Source organism: Streptomyces sp. SID8352, assembly GCF_009862265.1.
In the GTDB taxonomy this organism is placed as follows: domain Bacteria; phylum Actinomycetota; class Actinomycetes; order Streptomycetales; family Streptomycetaceae; genus Streptomyces.
Genome location: NZ_WWGX01000032.1, coordinates 1 through 18,581 on the forward strand (window position 1 = coordinate 1; position 18,581 = coordinate 18,581).

13 protein-coding genes, 1 tRNA gene, 1 pseudogene and 1 riboswitch are annotated in these 18,581 nt (G+C 74.6%); of the genes and pseudogenes, 8 read left to right on the forward strand and 7 right to left on the reverse strand.

The window, feature by feature from the left end; translation table 11 throughout:
• Together GTY84_RS10985 and GTY84_RS10990 are read left to right on the forward strand one after the other, a co-directional pair.
• The coding region (locus GTY84_RS10985) for a (Fe-S)-binding protein (protein ID WP_161225985.1) at positions 1-436 on the forward strand (436 nt) is incomplete at its 5' end.
• A gap of 266 nt (positions 437-702) precedes the next feature.
• Positions 703-1,788: a Yip1 family protein gene (locus GTY84_RS10990; protein WP_161225986.1), complete on the forward strand. Its 1,086-nt coding sequence runs from the start codon at positions 703-705 to the stop codon at positions 1,786-1,788.
• A 312-nt stretch (positions 1,789-2,100) separates the two neighbouring features.
• Here GTY84_RS10990 and GTY84_RS10995 read toward each other — a convergent pair whose 3' ends face one another.
• Positions 2,101-2,598 (reverse strand): phosphoribosyltransferase, encoded by a 498-nt coding sequence (locus GTY84_RS10995; protein ID WP_161225987.1) that lies wholly within the window; start codon positions 2,596-2,598, stop codon positions 2,101-2,103.
• Between the two features lie 30 nt (positions 2,599-2,628).
• Positions 2,629-3,204, reverse strand: a complete 576-nt coding sequence (gene dcd, locus GTY84_RS11000) for a dCTP deaminase (RefSeq protein ID WP_161225988.1) — start codon at positions 3,202-3,204, stop codon at positions 2,629-2,631.
• A 533-nt stretch (positions 3,205-3,737) separates the two neighbouring features.
• Here dcd and GTY84_RS11005 point away from each other — a divergent pair.
• Positions 3,738-3,811: transfer RNA gene (locus tag GTY84_RS11005), tRNA-Gly, on the forward strand.
• Positions 3,812-4,051: 240 nt separating this feature from the next.
• Here the strand turns inward: GTY84_RS11005 and GTY84_RS33650 are convergent.
• The gene (locus GTY84_RS33650) at positions 4,052-5,386 is read right to left on the reverse strand and encodes a DUF4241 domain-containing protein (protein ID WP_161225989.1); all 1,335 of its coding nucleotides are present in this window, start codon (positions 5,384-5,386) and stop codon (positions 4,052-4,054) included.
• 122 nt (positions 5,387-5,508) lie between these two features.
• Positions 5,509-7,863, reverse strand: a complete 2,355-nt coding sequence (locus GTY84_RS11015; protein ID WP_161225990.1) for a hypothetical protein — start codon at positions 7,861-7,863, stop codon at positions 5,509-5,511.
• A gap of 213 nt (positions 7,864-8,076) precedes the next feature.
• Here GTY84_RS11015 and GTY84_RS11020 point away from each other — a divergent pair, with 213 nt between their 5' ends.
• The 5 genes from GTY84_RS11020 to GTY84_RS11040 all read left to right on the forward strand — a co-directional run bounded on the left by GTY84_RS11020 (position 8,077) and on the right by GTY84_RS11040 (position 15,787).
• Positions 8,077-8,238 carry a hypothetical protein gene (locus GTY84_RS11020; RefSeq protein WP_161225991.1) on the forward strand — a complete coding sequence of 54 codons (162 nt, stop codon included), beginning with the start codon at positions 8,077-8,079 and terminating at the stop codon, positions 8,236-8,238.
• 762 nt (positions 8,239-9,000) lie between these two features.
• Positions 9,001-9,110, forward strand: a riboswitch (cobalamin riboswitch).
• A 50-nt stretch (positions 9,111-9,160) separates the two neighbouring features.
• Positions 9,161-10,204 (forward strand): ABC transporter substrate-binding protein, encoded by a 1,044-nt coding sequence (locus GTY84_RS11025; RefSeq protein WP_161225992.1) that lies wholly within the window; start codon positions 9,161-9,163, stop codon positions 10,202-10,204.
• Between the two features lie 413 nt (positions 10,205-10,617).
• Entirely contained in the window at positions 10,618-11,637 is a 1,020-nt protein-coding gene (locus tag GTY84_RS11030; RefSeq protein ID WP_161226031.1) for an iron ABC transporter permease, read from the forward strand.
• A complete protein-coding gene (locus GTY84_RS11035; RefSeq protein WP_161225993.1) occupies positions 11,634-12,422 on the forward strand; it encodes an ABC transporter ATP-binding protein in 789 nt (262 codons plus the stop codon). The genes GTY84_RS11030 and GTY84_RS11035 overlap by 4 nt, the downstream gene beginning before the upstream one ends.
• A gap of 314 nt (positions 12,423-12,736) precedes the next feature.
• Complete coding sequence (locus tag GTY84_RS11040; protein WP_161225994.1) at positions 12,737-15,787, forward strand: FG-GAP-like repeat-containing protein; 3,051 nt, start codon at positions 12,737-12,739, stop codon at positions 15,785-15,787.
• 350 nt (positions 15,788-16,137) lie between these two features.
• On the opposite strand, the gene GTY84_RS11045 is transcribed toward GTY84_RS11040, so the two are convergent.
• From GTY84_RS11045 to GTY84_RS34890, 3 genes and pseudogenes are all read right to left on the reverse strand, one after another.
• Positions 16,138-16,947: a TrmH family RNA methyltransferase gene (locus tag GTY84_RS11045; protein WP_161225995.1), complete on the reverse strand. Its 810-nt coding sequence runs from the start codon at positions 16,945-16,947 to the stop codon at positions 16,138-16,140.
• A 109-nt stretch (positions 16,948-17,056) separates the two neighbouring features.
• Positions 17,057-17,197: a TrmH family RNA methyltransferase gene (locus GTY84_RS34575; RefSeq protein WP_272919180.1), complete on the reverse strand. Its 141-nt coding sequence runs from the start codon at positions 17,195-17,197 to the stop codon at positions 17,057-17,059.
• Between the two features lie 124 nt (positions 17,198-17,321).
• Positions 17,322-17,951, reverse strand: a pseudogene (locus tag GTY84_RS34890) (TrmH family RNA methyltransferase); the annotation flags it as partial.
• Between the last annotated feature and the right edge of the window lie 630 nt (positions 17,952-18,581).

Sequence of the window (18,581 nt, forward strand, 5' to 3'; positions counted from 1 at the left end):
GGTCGAGGGCATCATCACCTACCACGACCCCTGCTACCTCGGCCGCCACAACAAGATCTACACCCCGCCACGCGAGATCATCGCCGCCGTCCCCGGCATCCGCAACGAGGAAATGCACCGCCACAAGGAACGCGGCTTCTGCTGCGGCGCCGGCGGCGCCCGCATGTGGATGGAGGAGCGGATCGGCAAACGCGTCAACGACGAACGCGTCGACGAAGCCCTCTCCCTCAACCCCGACATCGTCTCCACCGCCTGCCCCTTCTGCCTCGTCATGCTCACCGACTCCGTCAACGGCAAGAAGAACGACGGCAAAGCGAAGGAATCCATCCAGGTCGTCGACGTCGCCCAACTCCTCCTGGAATCCGTCAGAACCCCCACCGACCCCGCAGGCGAAGCGGAGACGGAGAACGCGCCGGAGCCCGAGCCGGCGAAGTAGCCGCCCGCGCCCGGCACTCCGCCCGGCACCGACGACCGGCGCCCCCGGGTCCCCCGACCCGGGGGCGCCGCCGTCCCCGGGCGCCGCCCACGGGGGCCGGGGTGCCCGCCGGAACGGCGCCGGGGATGCCCGGGGCACGGGGCCGGGGACGCCCGGCCGCACGGGGGCGAGGGTTCCGCTATCCCCCTCCCGGTCGGCGTGCTCCCCCACCCCCTAGGGGACGCGCGGTCGGGCGCCCGGGCCGCCTCCGGGAAGGCCCGTAAGGGATGTCACAGCTCGGCCGCAAAGCCCGGCCGGGGCCGAGGGCTCCGGTACGCGGTGCGGCGGGAACGGGTACGTTCGAGGGCGTGGCTGGATTCAGGAACGGACGCGGCCGGGACGACGGCGCTCCTCACGCGCGACCGCAACATCCTCCGTACGGGCAGCAGGCGCCGCAGGGACCGTCGTACGGCGGCCCCGCCGCGCCCAGGCCCCCGTACCCCCAGCAGCCGTACGGGGGCGGCGCCCCCGGCGGTTCACCCTGGCCGCAGGGGCACGCCGGGGGGCATGCAGGGGGCCACGCGGGGGGGCACGGGGAGCCGGAGTACTTCGGTGACGGCGGCTACCCCCCGGGCCCGCAGGGACCGCACGGCGGGCACCGTCCGCAGGGTCCGCACGGCGGGTACGGGGCCCCCGCGCCCCAGCCCCCGTACGACCCCTACGCGGCCAACAACCCCGGCCACACGCAGGCGTTCGCGCTCGGGGAGGACCCCTACAGCCAGGGCGAGACCTACCGCGCGGGCGCGGCGGCCCCGCCGCCCGGTCCGTCCGGCCCCCCGCTGCGCTGGAAGGAACTGCTCAAGGGCATCGTCGTCGCCCCGAACCAGACCTTCCTGAGGATGCGGGACTACACGATGTGGGTCCCCGCCCTCGTCGTCACCTTCCTCTACGGCCTGCTGGCGGTCTTCGGCTTCGACGGGGCCCGCGAGGAGGCGATCAACGCCACCCTCTCCAACGCCGTCCCGATCGTCCTGATCACCGCCGTCGCGCTGGTGCTGAGCGCCTTCGTGCTCGGCGTGGTCACCCACACCCTGGCCCGCCAGCTCGGCGGCGACGGGGCCTGGCAGCCGACGGTCGGCCTCTCCATGCTGATCATGTCCATCACGGACGCGCCGCGCCTGGTCGTCGCGATGTTCGCCGGGGGCGACGCGCCCTTCGTGCAGTTGCTCGGCTGGGCAACCTGGATCGCGGGCGGTGCGCTGCTCACCCTGATGGTCGGCCGCTCCCACGACCTGCCGTGGCCGAGGGCGCTGGGCGCGTCCGCGATCCAGCTCGTCGCGCTGCTGTCGATCGTGAAGCTCGGCACGTTCTGAGCCGTGGGGCCCAGCGGGGGCGGAGGCCACCGGACAGGGACACGGCAAGGGCCCCCGGCGCCGCGCGCCGGGGGCCCTTGCCGTGTCCCTGTCCGTGTCCGTGTGGGTCGTCACCGTGGGGCCGTCCCCGGTGCCGGGGCGGGCGTACCGGGGCAGGCGTACCGGCGGGCGGGTTGCCATGAGGGCGGGCCGAGGCGGGCCCGTCGAGGCGGAGGTACCGGGGCGGGGCGGACGTGCCGAGGTGGCCGCCCCGCCCCGCCGACGTACCGTCCGCCCCGCCGACGTACCGTCCGCCCCGTCGGCGCCGTCTCCTCAGGCGTCGAGCACCTGGCCGCCGCGCCGCACCACGGGCGGGAGGACGCTCCACGGGAAGTTGATCCAGTCGTCGGTGCGCTTCCAGACGTACTCACAGCGGACGAGCGAGTGGGACTTCTCGTAGATCACCGCGCTGCGCACCTCGGCGACCGTGTCCAGGCAGAAGTCCCGCACCAGCTTGAGCGTCTTGCCGGTGTCGGCGACGTCGTCGGTGATGAGGACCTTCTTGTCGGAGAAGTCGATGACGTTCGGCACCGGCGCGAGCATGACCGGCATCTCCAGCGTGGTGCCGACCCCGGTGTAGAACTCCACGTTGACCAGATGGATGTTCTTGCAGTCCAGCGCGTACGCCAGCCCGCCGGCCACGAAGACGCCGCCGCGCGCGATGGAGAGGACGACATCGGGTTCGTAGCCGTCGTCGGCGACCGCCTGCGCGAGCTCGCGGACGGCGGTGCCGAACTGCTCGTAGGTCAGGTTCTCCCGTGTCCCGCTCATCCGTGTGCCCCACTCATCCGCGTGCCCTGCTCACACCTGGGTCCGGTGGAAGTTGAGGAAGGAGCGGGAGGCGGTCGGCCCCCGCTGCCCCTGGTACCGCGATCCGTACCGCTCGCTGCCGTAGGGGTGCTCGGCCGGCGAGGTCAGCCGGAACAGGCAGAGCTGCCCGATCTTCATGCCCGGCCACAGCTTGATGGGCAGGGTCGCGAGGTTGCTCAGCTCAAGCGTCACGTGCCCGGAGAAGCCGGGGTCGATGAAGCCGGCGGTGGAGTGCGTGACGAGCCCGAGGCGGCCGAGGGAGCTCTTCCCCTCCAGCCGCGAGGCGAGGTCGTCGGGCAGCGTGATCACCTCGAACGTACTGGCCAGCACGAACTCACCGGGGTGGAGGATGAAGGGCTCGTCCCCCTCCGGCTCCACGAGCCGGGTGAGGTCCACCTGCTCGACCGAGGGGTCGATGTGCGGATACCGGTGGTTCTCGAACACCCGGAAGTAGCGGTCGAGGCGCACGTCGATGCTCGACGGCTGCACCATGGAGTCGTCGAAGGGATCGATACGGACCCGCCCGGCGTCGATCTCGGCCCGGATGTCCTTGTCTGAGAGAAGCACGCACCGAGGATACGCAAAGCGCGCGGAGCGGCGACAACCAGCCGCCACCCCACGCGCCGGGTCCCGTGGGACATGCCCGCGCCTGCGCGCGTGCGCTACCGCTTGCGCGCTCCCACCGGCACGGCACTCCGCAGCCGCGCACACCGCGGACATCGGACGAGCCGACCGGGGCCGAGTCGATCGGCCTGCTGCATCGGGAACGAGCTGGCGGTGAACACGTGCCCATCGGCACAGCGGACGAGGGTGCGCTCCATCAAGTCCTTCAAGTCCCTTCCCCAAGAGCCGCGTCTGGCTGGACTACCCTGACGACGAAAGCCACATTACGGGATGAAAGAGACTGCGCTCCAGGCGGCACTCCGCCCTCGCGGGCACCTGCCGGACGCGGCCCCACGGTACGCCCCGAGCCGCCCCCGGCGCAGCCGGATCACCCCCTGAAACGCCTTCAGGCCCCACGGGGCGAAACGCCGGGGGCCTGCGATGGGGTACAGTGAGCGAGCATCCGGACACCGGCTCGACCGGCTCCGCAGTGCAACGCGGGTGTAGTTTAATGGTAGAACATCAGCTTCCCAAGCTGAGAGCGCGAGTTCGATTCTCGTCACCCGCTCCATGCGTAACCCCCAGGTCGGCTGCCTGGGGGTTCTCTTGTTTTCCAGACCGGTGGACGGGTGCCCACCGCGACCGCGGCGAGGAGGGCCCGGGACGCAAACCGGCCCGACGCGGTCGGGTCGCGCCGGGGGATGCGCGACGCGCAGGACCGCGGCGACCAACCCCGCTCCGGGGCCCTTCAGGCCGAGCGGAGGCGGTGCCGGCGAGCCTGAGGGCACCGGTGCGGGAGTGCCGCCGCTCGCTATCCCCGCATGCGGATCTCCTTGAACTCGACCATTTCTGCGATGATCGCAGAGATGAAATCCGATGCCTCCCCCACGTTGCCGGGCCGGGGCCGGGGATCATCACTCTCCGGGACCGGGGACAGGAAGGCGGTGGGGTCGGGCGCCGTCGGCGGCAGGGGCTGGGCGTCGCGGAGAATGAGCATGTCGGCCACCATGCAGGTCACCTCTCCTTCCTCCGTACGCCCGATCCAGACCGGGTACGAGCCGTCGCCCATGCCACTGGGATAGGCGACCAGGTTGGCTCCCGTGCCGGGATCGGTCGTCTCCCCCAGTTCGACGCCCTCCTTGCACAGTTCGATCAGGGCACCACGTCCCGCCGCGTCCAGGAACGAGCCCGTGCCGCTGTCCACTCCGAAGCCGTAGAACTCACGCTCGCCCAGCAATCGTGTGTCCTGGCCGGGCCGGACGGCGAGTTCCCAGCTCACGGTGGGCCTGTCGAGAACACGCAGCATGGCGGCGGTGGTCTCCCCCCACCCCGTGTCGTCCCACGTCATGGTGGCGAGCACCACGGGATACTCGCCGGGCGGCACCGGCACGGTGAAGGGTTCGTCGCCCTCGCGCAGAGTGCCGGGGTCCGCCGCTATGACCGAGCCGGTGGGCAGCCGCAGGACACCGGCCGTCTTGGAAGCGGTGACGGTCGCCACGCCGCATTCATCGTCGGCGAAGCGGCTGCCCGGGGTGAACAGGGCCTCCAGGTGCCGAGGGCGGGCCCCTCTCGGGACGGACCACGCTCCGGCCGGGGATTCGGGCCGTTCCTCATGGGCGGCGGGCATGAGGGACAGGGCGTCATCGGCCGCGAATCCCAGCATCCGACCGTCGGCATACGCCGTCCAGTCGCCGAACCGCGCACGGAGCAGAGTCCGGTGCCGTTCCGGAAGGTTCGGCCGCATTTCCAGGCAGCCGCCGAGGCGCAGTTCGGCGCTCGCGTACTCGCCGACGGTTCTGGGGGTGAGGGTGAAATGCCAGCCCTTCCCCTCGAACTCCGGCTCGGCCGGGGACAGGTGGCGCCACTCCTCATAACGGCGCAGGTGCAGCAGGCCCGCCGCCAACTCCCGGTAGTCATAGGCGCGGACGCGTCGTTCCTGTTCGTCGAAGAGGAACACTCCGAGGTAGTGGTCCCTCCAGCTCACCTGAAGCAGCGCCCGCCGCCGGCCCCCACCGCCGAGCAGCACCGCGTACGGCTCTCCTGCCCGGTCGCGCTCGCGCGCCCGGTCCTCGGTCATCGTCCCCACGGGCATCCGCGCCTGCGGATCCCAGCCCGCGCAGTAGACGACATCGATCCGTGCACGCATGAATCCCCCTCCGGCTCCAACGGTGGTGACACGTTAACCAGCACGTCCGACAACGGGAGCACGGCTCATCCCGGCGGGCGGGGCCGGCAGGCGGTGCCGGTCGGCCGCGTGGCGGTGCGGCGTCAGTGGCCCGGGCGGCGGTGGCGGGGCCGGCCCCGGCGGCGGGGCAGGGAGCCGCGGGGGGTTCCGGGGCGGGGGTCCCCGGGGCGTTCGGGCAGCCAGAAGCGGCGGGAGAACACCTTCTGCTCGTCCTTCGTGCGCAGCCGCTTCAGCTCCGAGGTGAACGCGCCCCGGTACCGGGCCCCCGCGCGCTGGACGAGGGTCGCCGCGTGGGCGTCGAGGCTGGCCTCCTCCAGGGCGAGGACGTGGCCGGCCACGGTCTCGGCCGGCAGCAGGGAGAGGCACACCTCCGTCAGGCGGTCGAAGACGAGGTCCCGCAGAGGGGCGAACGGGCTGTCCGCCAGGGCCATCTGGCGGAGCAGGATGGCGATCTCGCCGCCGTCCCGCTCCGCCCCGCCCCCGCGGAGCACCGCGTCGAGCTGCTCCGGGAGGTACGCCGAGGCGAGCGCCAGGACCAGCCGGGCGACCATCGCCGTCGGCATCGCGCGGGCGCGCACCAGCAGCGCGTCCGCCGTGAGTTCGGGGGCGCCGCCCTGGTGCAGGATGGCGAGGAACTGCCCGGCGTGGCCGGTGGGCCGGTTCTCCAGGGTGAAGGCCAGCACCGTCTCCGCGCGCTCGGGCAGCGCCACGTCGTTCAGCGTCCGGAACAGGAGCGCCGCGTCCCCGGGGCCGGTCGTCCCGGCCGCGTGTCCCAGCACCCAGCCGACCTCGTGGTGCCTCCCGTCGAGGGCGCGCAGCAGCGCGAGGAAGTCGTCCCGGGTCCGGGCGGCGGCCGAGACGACCAGCACGTCGCACGCGAGCACGCCGTTGCCGGTCGCGTGCAGGTCGTTGATCAGGGTGGCCACGTCGGCGGGGGCGCGGGTCAGCGCGGCGCGTTCGAGCACCGCCGCGGCGGCCGTGTGGTTGCGCACCACGCGTAAGGCGGAGACGAGGGCCACCAGATGGCCGCTGCTGCACGACTGGGCGTTGTCGAACACGAAGTCGGCGTCCCGCAGCAGCCCCCGGGACGAGAGCGTGTCGATCAGCTCCGTGACATCGGTGGCCGGGCGTACGGAGACGGTCTCCGCCTGGAGGACATGGGTGAGGCCGTGCCGGCCGTTCTCGCCGAGGCCGCGGCCGATCTCCACGATGTCCGACACCGGGCGTTCGGCCGCCGCCGCGCGCAGGGCCAGCGGCAGCACGGCGGCCCCCGGCCCGGCCAGCACCAGCTCCACCGCCTCCAGCACCTGGGCCACCTCGCGCGTGGCGAGGAACGCGCCGAGCACCACGGCGACGTGCTCGGGAAGGTGTTCGCGGTGCAGGGCGGCCACGAACGCGGCGGTGTCGCGCGGGGTGTGCAGCCGGACCGACGCCTGCAGCAGCCGGGCGCCGAGGTCGCGCAGCCGGGAGCGTTCCAGTTCCGCCGCGAGTCGGCCGAGCTCGTCGACCGGGCGGGTGAGCACCAGGACGGGCAGCGCCGCCTGGGCGTGCGCCCCCAGTCCCGCCCCGTCCAGTCCGGCGAGCAGGGCGCCGACCTCCTGGACCGGCCGGGTCCTGCTGACGGAGGTGACCAGTTCGCTGGCCATGGCGCGCTGGGTCCGCGACTCCAGGTCGCCGACCACGCTGACCAGTTCCGGCACCGAGGCGGTGCGGTCGGTGGCCTCCAGCGCCGCCATCAGCGACGGGACGACCGCCGCCTCCTCCCAGAGCTCCTGCACGGTCTCCAGCTGCGATTCCAGGACGCAGCACTGGTTCTCCGCGGCGATCAGTTCGGCGCGGGTGACGGCCAGCACCTCCTCCAGATAGGTGATCTCCTGCCGGAGGTCCTGGCACTCTCGGCCCAGTTCCTCGTACTCGCCCTGCCACACGTCGATCTCGGCCCGGTGCGCCTGTGTCCGCCGGTCGAGTTCGACGGCGAGGGCGCGGCTGCGGGCCTCCGCCGCGGACAGCCGCCGCACGCGGTCGTGCAGCGCCTCCTCCAGGGCCTGGGCGTGCGCCTGCTTCCGCCGGGCCTCCTCGTCGGCCAGGGCGAGCTGGTCCTCCAGCTTCTGCCGCTTCCCGGCCGGCCTGTTGGACCGCAGCGCCTCGCGGTGCAGTTCCCGCACCCGCCGCTCGGCCTCGGGCGTGAGGGCCATCCCCTCCTCCCGGAGGTCGGCGACGAGGGTGGCGACGAAGTCCCACCCCGGGAGGCGGTCGCCCTTCAGGTAGCGGGTCAGGGTGCTGGGGTCCACGTGCCGCCGCGCGGCGTACCGCCGGACGCTCACCCCGAGCCTGAGGAAGATCATCCGCAGGTCCTCGACGAAGGCCCGCTTCTCCGGTACGAGGTCCTCCCCGAGCGGTGCCAAGCGCGCCGCGCCCACCGCGTCCCGTGTGCCCATGTTCCACCCACCGTCCCCTCAACAGGCCCCAGTATCACGCCCGTTGGGCCTTCCGGTGGCGAGCTTCCGTTGCCATCCGTGAACGGCAACGGTCGCGCCGCTGCCGACCTCGGGTGTCAACGCGGAGGGCGTTCCCGGCGGCGCCCGCGCCCGGCACGCTGGGGTCCGGGCCGGCCCACGGAGAACTCCGACACACGCGGGAGGAACGCGCAGATGAACGATCACGGTGCCCCGGTGCGGGAACAGCCCCCGCCACCGGCCCCGCCGCCCCTCTGGCGGCGGCTCTGCCAGAAGGCGCTCCTGGGTGCCACCGGGGCGCTCGGCGCCACGGCGGTCACCTGGCTGCGGGCCTGGTGGGAGGACCACAGCGGGTAGCCCGGGCCGGGACCGGGTGCCGGGCCGGGTGCCGGGCCGGGGCACGGGTCGCAACCCGGCACCCGGAGGCCGGACCCGGGTGCGCCGCCCGACACCCGGGGTTCCGGGCCGCCGCCCCGGGGTTCCGGGCCGCCGCCCGGCACGCGGGACCAGGGGCCGGTCCGCCCGCCGCCCGGCACGCGGGAGCAGGCCGCCGCCAAAACCGCGCGGCGGCCGGAGCGACCCGGCACCCGGGGCATCACCGCCGGGGCGTCACGGCGGCCGAGGCATCACGGCTCCGGAATCGCCCGGCACCTGAGGCACCGTGGGACCAGGCCCTCACCGGGCCCGCTCGTCACCGGGTGCGGGACCCTGCGGGGCCCCGGGGCACGGTGGGTCCGGGCCCGCGCGGGCCCAGGTCGTCACCGGACCGGTACCGGCGCGGGCCCGGCCGCCGTCGGAAACGCGGAGCCGCGGCGCCGGGCGCCCGCCCGTGGGCCGACACGGGACCGGCCGCCCCCGCGCACTCGCGCCCCGGCAGCCCCGCGCGCGCGTCCCGGCTCCGGACCCGCACCCCACCCCGAGCCCAACGGCCGGTCCCGCACCGCTCCCGGGCCGGGCCCGGCGCCCGCTCCCCGGCCGGGCCGGCCACGGCCCCGGCGCACCCGCCCCGGGCCCCGCACCGGACCGCTCCCGCGCGCGGTCGGCGGTCCCCGGCCCGACCACCCTGTCGGCGCGGGACGCGGGAAACGTACTATCGCCAGGTCATCGCCGCGACGGGAGACAGGAAGCCGGTGCGAGTCCGGCACGGTCCCGCCACTGTGACCGGGGAGCGCGTCCGCTCCGCACGCTGTCGTGTGCGGAGGGGGGTCGACCCGGAAGTCAGGACACTGGTCCGTCGCGGGCCCATTCCGAGGAGCGCGGACTCCCCAGGAGGCTCTACGTGTACGACGGCATGCCCCATGCCCCCCTGTCCTCTCCCACCCCCGCCCGTCGGCGCCGCCGGCCGCGTGCCGCGGCCGCCGCCCTCACCGCGGCCGTCGCCCTGCTCGCCGGCTGCGGACCGGCCGACGGCGACGGGAAGCCCGAGGCCCGGCCCGCCGCCGGGTTCCCCGTCACCGTCGACAACTGCGGTGTGCGCACCACCTACGACCGGCCGCCGTCCCGGGTGGTCACCATCCATCAGCACCCGGCGGAGCTGCTGCTCTCCCTCGGCCTGGCGGACCGCATGGTCGGCACGGCCTTCCCCGACTCCGCCGTCCTGCCCGAGCTGGCCGAGGAGTACGCGGCCGTCCCGGAACTGGCCCCGCGGGAGCCGTCGTTCGAGACCGTGCTGGAGGCCGACCCCGACCTCGTCTACGGCGGTTACGCCAGCGCCTTCGACGAGAGCCAGGGCCGGTCCCGCAAGGCCTTCGCCGACGCCGGGATCAACACCCACCTCAACCGCGAGTACTGCGGCGGGAAGCGGGTGACGATGCGGGACACCTACGACGAGATCCGCACCATCGGCACCGTCTTCGGCGTCCCGGACCGGGCCGGGAAGCTGGTCGCCGACCTGGAGGACCGCGTCGAGGGGGCCGTCACCGCCGTCCGCGGCGAGCCCGAGGTGTCCGTCTTCGTGTACGACAGCGGCGACAAGACCGCCTTCACCGCGGGCGGCCGGAGCCTGGGCACCGAGCTGATCCGGCTGGCCGGCGGCCGGAACGTCTTCGCCGACCTCGACGACGTCTTCGGCGACGTCTCCTGGGAACAGGTCGTGGCGCGCGCCCCCGAGGTCATCGCCATCTACGACTACGCCGACGACGGCGCCGGGAGCGTCGAGCGGAAGAAGAAGTTCCTGCTCTCCCAGCCCGCGCTCGCCGACGTGCCCGCGATCCGGGACAAGCGGTTCGTCGTCCTGCCGCTGACCGCCACCCTGGTCGGCATCCGCTCGGCGCACGCGGTCGAGGACCTGGCCCGCGGGCTGCACCCCGAGAGCTTCCGGTGACCCGCGCCGCCCCCGGGGCCCGCGCCCCGGGGGGAGGACGGCGGCGGACCCCGGGGCGCAACGCGGATCCCACCGGGCCGGACCCGGCCCGCGCCGCCCCGGCTCCCGACCGCGCGGAACCGGACCCGGACCCCACCGGGCGGAACCCCGCCGGTCCCCCACCGCGGCCCGTCGGCCCCCAACCGGGGCCCACCGGCACCGAGACCGCCAAGGACCCCGGCACCGGACCCACCCAGGCCCCCGGCACCGGAACCACCCAGGACGCCGCCGGGCCCACCGGCACCGAGACCGCCGAGAACCCCGGCACCGGACCCACCCAGGCCCCCGGCACCGGAACCGCACCGGACACCGGCACCGGAACCGCCCCGGACACCGCCGGGCCCGCCGCGCGTCGCACCGCCCCGGCCGTCACCCTGCTCGTGCTCGGCGCCCTGCTCCTCGTCTCCCTCACTGCGGGCCTGGCGATCGGCTCCGTGCGGGTGCCGCCGGGCCAGGTGTGGGGCATCGTGGCGCACGCGCTCGGCGCCCCCTGGGCCGAGCCGGACTGGCCACGGGCGCGGGAGACCATCGTGCTGGACGTCCGGGCCCCCCGGGTGCTGCTCGGCGCGGTGACCGGCGCCGGGCTCGCGGTGGTCGGCACCGCGCTCCAGGCCCTGGTGCGCAACCCGCTCGCCGAGCCCTATCTGCTGGGCGTCTCCTCGGGCGCCTCCCTCGGCGCGGTCACCGTGATCGTCTTCGGGGTCACCCTGTTCGGCCCGGTCTCCCTGCCGCTGGCCGCGTTCCTCGGCGCGCTCGCCGCCCTGGCCCTCGTCTACGCCACCGCGCGCACCGGCGGGCGGATCACCTCCGCCCGGCTGGTGCTGTCCGGGGTGGCCGTCGCCGCGATACTCACCGCCGTCCTCAACCTGCTGCTGCTCACCACCGACCGGGGCAACGAGGCCCGTGCCGTCCTCGCCTGGACCCTGGGCGGGCTCGGCGGGGTCGCCTGGGACACCCTGTGGCTGCCCTGCGCGGCCCTGCTGCTCGGGCTCGGGGTGCTCATGACACAGGCCCGGCGGCTGAACCTGCTGCTGGCCGGGGAGGAGGCGGCCACCACCATGGGGCTGGACGTGGGCCGGTTCCGCGCCCGGATGTTCGTCCTGCTCTCCCTGGTCACCGGCGTCCTGGTGGCAGCGACGGGGCCGATCGGGTTCGTCGGCCTGATGATGCCGCACATCGTGCGGCTGTTCGTCGGCGGCGACCACCGCCGGGTGCTGCCGACGGCGGCGCTCGGCGGGGCGGTCTTCCTCGTCTGGGCGGACATCGCGGCGCGCACCGTCGCCGCCCCGCTGGAGATCCCCGTCGGGGTGCTCACGGCGTTGTGCGGGGGTCCGTTCTTCCTGTGGCTGATGCGCAGGGACGCCCGGCGCGGCACCGGCCGGGGGGCGGCATGACCGCGGCCCGGCTCTCCCTCGACGGCGTCACCCTGACCGCCGGGGCGCGCGCCCTGGTGCGGGACGTCAGCCTGACCGCCCGGCCGGGCGAGACCATCGGCCTGGTGGGTCCCAACGGCAGCGGCAAGTCCAGCCTGCTGCGCACCGTCTACCGGGTGCTGCGGCCCGGCTCCGGCCGGGTCCTGGTCGACGGGGAGGACGCCTGGTCGCTGCCGGTGCGGCGGCTGGCCCGGACCGTCGCGGCGGTGGTGCAGGAACCGGCCGCCGACTTCGACCTCGCCGTCCGCGAGGTCGTCGCGATGGGCCGGACCCCGCACAAACGGCTGCTCGACGGCGACACCCCCGAGGACGCCGCGTTCGTCCGCTCCGCGCTCACCGCCGTGGACGCCCTCCACCTGGCCGACCGGCCCTTCGACCGGCTCTCCGGCGGCGAACGCCAGCGCGTCCTCATCGCCCGCGCCCTCGCCCAGCGGCCCGCCCTCCTCGTCCTCGACGAACCCACCAACCACCTCGACATCCGGCACCAGTTGTCCGTCCTGGGCGCGCTGCGCCGGCTGCCCGCGACGGTGCTGCTGGCGCTGCACGACCTCAACCTGGCCGCGTACTACTGCGACCGCCTCTACGTGCTGTCCGGGGGCGCGATCACCGCCTCCGGCCCGCCCGCCGAGGTGCTCACCCCCCGGCTGCTGGCCGAGGTGTACGGGGTCGGGGCGGAGGTCGCCGTCCACCCCCGGACGGGGGCCCCGCAGGTGACGTTCCTCCCGGAGGAGGCGGGGGACGGCTGACGGCCGGGCGGGGGCCGGGCGGGGCGGCGCCCGGCGGGGCGGGGCACCCCCTGTCCCGGCCCCACCCACGCCGCGCCAACCCCCGCGCCCGCGCCCCTTCCGCACCGCCCCCGCGGGCATCCGTTCCGGCCTCCCGACGGCCCGCCCCGGCGCACCAGCCGCAGGTCAGAGGGGTGCGGGGTGCTAGGATCCGGCCACTCGCCTGGGGGGGGTGCCGGTACGTCCCGCGCGGTGCCGCCGCTCCGCGGCCCGCCGCCCGACGGTGTGCGCGCGGTCCTCCACGGCTCCACCCACCGTCCCGGAGAGGTCCCCGCATGGGCAGACGTGCCCTTCTACGAGGCGCCACCGCCACCGCTGTCTCCCTCACGCTCGCCCTCGGCCTCGGCACCCTCCCGGCGGACTCCGCCCACGCGGCCGCCGCCGGTGACGCGATCGTCCCCGCCGCCACGGCCATGGTCCCCGCCACGGACCTGCTCAGCGCGGGGCCCACCGGGTTCCTGCGCCACGAGCCGGGGCGCGGCAGGCTGTGGACGACCTACGACGGCGCCGACACGGTCGTCGACCCGGCGGGTGGGGACGGGTACGCCGACCCGGCCACCGGGGCGGGCTCGGACGTGGTCGCCCACCACGACCCCGACGCCCGGACCGTGACCCTGCGCGACATGGTCTCCGGCGAGGTCGCCGTCGTCGGACTCCCGGACGGGCACTCCTACTTCAGCACGCTCGGATCGACCGTCGTCACCACGTCCGGGACGCCCGGCACGGGCCGCTCCTGGCACCTGCTGGACGCGCGCGACGACGGCTCCGTCGCCGACCGCGCGGTGGAGGGCGTACCGGCCGGCGCCACCCTGTGGCCCGCCATCGGCGCGGCCGACGCGCACGGCCAGGTGGTGCGCTACGAGGCGGGCGGCAGCCAGGTCACCGGCTGGCTCGACGCCGACCGGGGCCGCGTCGTCCGCCTGCCGTACCAGGTGCCGAGCTGGTACCACCTCGTCGCGCTCGCCCCCACCCATCTGGTGTGGTTCTACGACGGCACTCTGTACGCCGCCTCCCGCTCCGACCCGGCCGCGCCCGTGCGGACCGTGCCCGGCGGTGACGTCACTCAGGTGCTGGGCCTGGTCGGCGGCTCGGTCGTCGTCTCCCGCAACGTCCCGGAGCTGGGCCGGAACTCCACCGACCGCGCGGTCTCCCGCGTCGAGGCCGTCCCCCTGGACGGCTCCGCGCCGCGCACCCTGCTGGACAGGACGTCGCGGCGGGCCGTGGCGACCCCCGCCGGCGGGCTCCTGGTGGCGGGCGGTGCCGACACGGAGCACTGGGGCGTGCATCTCGTCGAGGCCGCCCGGGGCGGCGGGGTGACGGTGCGCCGGATCGCCGGGGCGCACCCCCGCCGCACCGTCCGCGCCGTCTCCCGGTTCACCCTCGCCCAGGGCCGGCTGACCACGGTGGAGAACGACCCGGTCGGCGACTGGACGTACCTGCACACCCGGGACACCGGGGCGGCCGGGTCCGCCGCGACGGGGGCGCGCGCCGACCGCGGCCGGGTCCCGCTGGAGAACTACCCGGCGCGGGGGCCGGTCCTGCTCGACACCGGCGACGGCCGGACGGTCGTCTCCGGACACGGGGTGGACGCCGCCGCGCAGCCCCGGCTCCTCGGGGCCTCCCAGAAGATGCCCGGCACCCGGATCGACGGCTCCCGCACGTATCTGACGGCCACCGCCGCCAGCGGCCGGTTCGCCGCGCTGACCGGCCGCGCCAACGCCTCCACCGGCACGGCGGAGACCCGGGTCGTCGACCTCGACACCGGGCGCACCGTGTACACGACGACCGGGTCCGTGGCGGCGCTCTGGGGCACCACGCTGTGGCTGCGGGCCGGGGGCGGCGTCGACTCCGTCGACGTGCTGACCGGGCGGCCGGGCCCGTCGGTGTACCTGGGACGCGGCTGCCTGCTCGACGACGTCCGGGCCGTGGGCCGCTGGGTGCTCTGGGCCTGCGCGATCAACAACGAGGGCCAGGGCGTCTACGACACCGTCACCCGCCGCAACGTGGTCTTCCAGCCCGGCGGCCGACGGGTCGCCGCCCGGCTCGGCGACGGCTTCGTCGCGACGTCCGACGGCGGGAACGTGAGGGTGGTGGACGTCCGCGGCGCCACCCCCGTGACGCGCGTCGTGGCGAAGGCCGAGGGCTCCGACTGGGAGGTCGACCCCTACACCGGGGTGATCGCCCAGCTCCGCGACGACGGCTCCGTGCGCCTGACCCCCGGCGGGGTCCCCGTCTCCGCCCTCGTCCAGCGCGACGCGGTGGTCGCCGCCTCGGCGGACGTCCGGGGCGGGACCGCGCCGTGGAGCCCGAAGTGGTGGCTGAACAAGCCCGCGGCCTCCTGGAGGCTGGTGGTCGCCGACCGGTCCGGGAGGACCGTGCGCACCCTCACCGGCGGTCCGGCGCGCGGTGTGGTGACCCCGTCCTGGAACGGCCGGAACACCGCCGGGCGGCTGGTCCCCAACGGCGCCCACACCTGGAAGCTGACCGTCACCCCGGCCGACGGCCGGGGCGCGGCCCTGACGAGGTCGGGCACCCTCAAGGTCACCGGCGCCGCCCCGGCCCACCGCGACTTCGTCGGCTCGGACGGCTTCGGCGAGGTGCTGACGCTGAACGGCACGGGCGGGCTGACGTACCAGTACGGCACGGGCAGGGGCACGTTCACCGGGAAGCGGTCCGGCTCCGGGTGGCCGGCCACGGTGAAGGCGGTGCCCTTCGGCGACCTGAACGGCGACCGCTGCAACGACGTGCTCGTCAGGTTCGCGGGCGGCACCCTGCGCGGCTACCGGCCCGCGTGCGGGGCGGCGGTGACCCCCTCCACCCCGTACACCTCGCTGGGCGGCGGCTGGAACCAGTACGACCTGCTGACCTCGCCCGGCGACATCACCGGCGACGGCCGGCCCGACCTGCTCGCCCGCCAGGGCTCCACCGGTGACCTCTACCTCTTCAGGGGGACGAGCGCGGGCAAGCTCTCCGCCCGGGTCAAGGTCGCCTCCAAGTGGAAGGGCCACAAGAAGATCGTGGGCGCCGGCGACCTCACCGGCGACGGCCACGGCGACCTGCTGGTGCAGGACGCGTCGAACACCCTGTGGCGCCACGACGGCACCGGAAAGGGCACGTTCAAGGCCCGGGTGAAGGTCTTCTCCGCGTGGGGGGCCTCGTACAACGCGGTCGTGGGCGTGGGCGACATCACGGGTGACGGCAGGGCGGACATCGTCTGCCGCGACACCTCCGGAGTCCTCTGGCGCAACAACGGCAACGGCAAGGGGTCCTTCGGCGGCCGCACGAAGATCGCCACGGGCTGGAAAGGGTACAAGGGGCTGTTCTGACGGTAAGCCGGGGGACGGTGCGGCGCCCTGCCGCCCTCCCCCGGCCAACGGTCCTGGAGCACGGGTCCGGTCCTCCTTCCGGAGGGTCCGGGCCCGTTCGCCGTGCGGCGGTCCCGCCGGGCGGGCGGGGATGGTGGGAGTCCGGCGGGGAGGCGGACGGCAGGTGACAGGCGGCAGGCGGCAGGCGACCGACGGGCCGGGCGCCGGGGGCGTCACAGGCCGCGCCAGAGGCGGGGAGCCGGAACGGAGGCGAGGGGACGGAGGCGGGACGATCGGGGGACGGACGGGGCGATCGGGGACGGGGCAGGGCGGCCGGGGGCAGGGAGAGGGGGCCGGGGCGGTCGCCGGGGTTACCAGCCCTCCTTCTGCGCCCGCGCCTCGAACAGCATGACGGCGGCCGAGATCGACACGTTCAGCGAGTCGGCCGAGCCCATCATGGGGATGAAGACCCGCTTGAACCCTGCGTCGTACCAGGCCTTGGGGATCCCGTAGCGCTCGGCGCCGAGGACGAAGGCGGTACGGCGGTCCTCGTAGGGGTAGGAGCGGTAGCTCCGGGCGTTCTCCGTGTCGGCGAGGTAGACGTCGAAGCGCTTGCGCTTCAGCCAGTCGACCGCCTCCTCAGGGGAGTCGAACTCGACGATCGGCAGGGTGAGGACCATGCCCTGGCTCGCCCGGAACACCTTGGGGTGGGTGAGCCGGGTACGGCGGTTGGTCAGCACCAGGCAGTCCGCCCGGCACGCGTCCAGGGTGCGGATCAGCGTCCCGAGGTTCCCCGGGATCTCCATGCCGTCGGCCACCATGACCAGGGCCGACTTCCCGAACCGGATCGCCTCCGGGTCCCACTGCGGCAGCCGCGCGAGGGACAGCAGCCCGTCGGGCTTGTCCCGCTCCGAGATCCGGGTGAAGGTCTTCAGCGACACCTCGTAGGAGACACGGGCCCGCGCGGCGATCTCCTCGGCCCGCTTGCGCGCCTCGTCCCCGTACGCCGCCTCGGGGCACCAGAAGAAGGTGTCGACATAGGTGTCGTTGGCCAGCAGCAGGTTGTGCGCCCAGAGCCCCTCGGCGACGAACAGCTTCTGCGGGTTGGGCGCGGAGTTGTTCTGGACGGACTGCACGTGCTTGATCTTCGGGTGGTGCACACCGATCGGCTGGATGTTCATCGGGACCTCTCACTCACTGTCCGCGCGGGCCGCACGGCGGTGTCATTCAAACGGCGGGGTCATTCAACCGGACGCCGGGACCGCCCCCGGGACCCGCACGGGGCCGCGCTCAGCCCTGCGGGCCGCCCGCGCCGCGCCACGCCTCGTAGAGCAGCACCCCGGCCGAGACGGCGAGGTTGAGGGACTCCGCGGTGCCCACCATGGGGATGTGGAGCCGGATGTCGCCCCGCTCCAGCACCTCCGGGGGCAATCCCGGCCCCTCGGCGCCGAGCAGGATGGCGAGCGGGGTCGGGTACCCGATGGTTCCAGAAGTTGCTCTCGGCCGCCGCCGAGGTGGTGGCCACGGTGACGCCTCGGTCCGCGGCCCAGGAGAAGAACTCGTCCGCCGTCGCCGCGTGGGCCACCGGAACGTTGAACAGCGCGCCCATGCTGGCCTTCACGGCGGCCGGGTCGAAGGGGTCGGTGGCCCTTCCGATCAGGATGACGGCGGCGGTGTCGGTGGCGTCGGCGGTACGGACGATGGTGCCCAGGTTCCCCGGGTTCGCGACCTCGTACAGCACCACCATCCGGCTGTCCGGACGCACCGTGATCTCGTCCAGCTCCCGCAGCCTCCCGCGCACGATGGCGGCGAGCCCGGAGGGGCCGTCCCGCTCCGAGAGTCGGGTGAAGAGACCGGCGCCGACCCGGACCACCCGGACGCCCCGCTCCTCCCGCTCCCGCACCATGCGCAGGGCCGGCTCGTAGCGCAGCAGCTCCGGGGCGACCACCAGCACCTCGATCCCGGCCCCCGCCTCGACGGCCTGCCACACCGGCTGGACGCCCTCCACGACGAACGCGCCCTCGCGCCGCCGGTGCTTGCGCTCCGACAACTGCCGCATTCGCTTGACCACGGGATTCCCCGTGCTGGTGATCAGGTCGGCCATTTCGTTCCCGTTCGGGCTGCTGTTCCGCGACGCAAAGTGACGCCCCAATGATACAGGAGCTTCCCGGCGAGTAATCGACATTTCCCGGCGCCCGGCCTCCTCGGGAAGGGGACCGTGAATCGGGTCCCGTTTCCGGGCGGCCCGAAACGGGGAGCGGACGCCGGGGGCGGGCGGGGGCCGTCGCCGGAGCGCGTCCGCAGGGGCCCGACCTCCGGGTACATCGTCCCACGTGGGAAGTGGTTCACCTCCCTCGACCCGGCACCGGTCACGGGGTCCGGAGCCTCGTCCGGCCGAGACGGAAGGGGGCCCGGCAGTTGCGTTCGTCCTACCGGAGAATTCCACGCCCGGGGAGAGATGGCGATTTCCGGCGGGGAATGGTGCGCATTCTCCGGGGCGGCGAGCAGGGGCGGCGCGGGACCATTCCTTCCGGGCTGAAATCTTCTGGACACTGGAATTCGAATTTCCGGAACGCCGCAATGGACGGGAAAGGAAGCCGGTCCTTTCCGCCGGACCGGGTCGGAGTGGGGAGGGGTGAGGCAGGCCGGGGTGGAGTAGGAGATGGCCGGGGTGCGGAACGGGAGGGGAGTCGGTGGAGGTTCCTTCCGTCCCGGGAGGGGAGTCGGTGAAGGTCCCTCCTGTCCGGGGAGGGGTGTCCGTGGAGGTCCCTCCTGTCCCGGGAGGGGTGTCCCTGGAGGTCCCCGGCGGGACGGG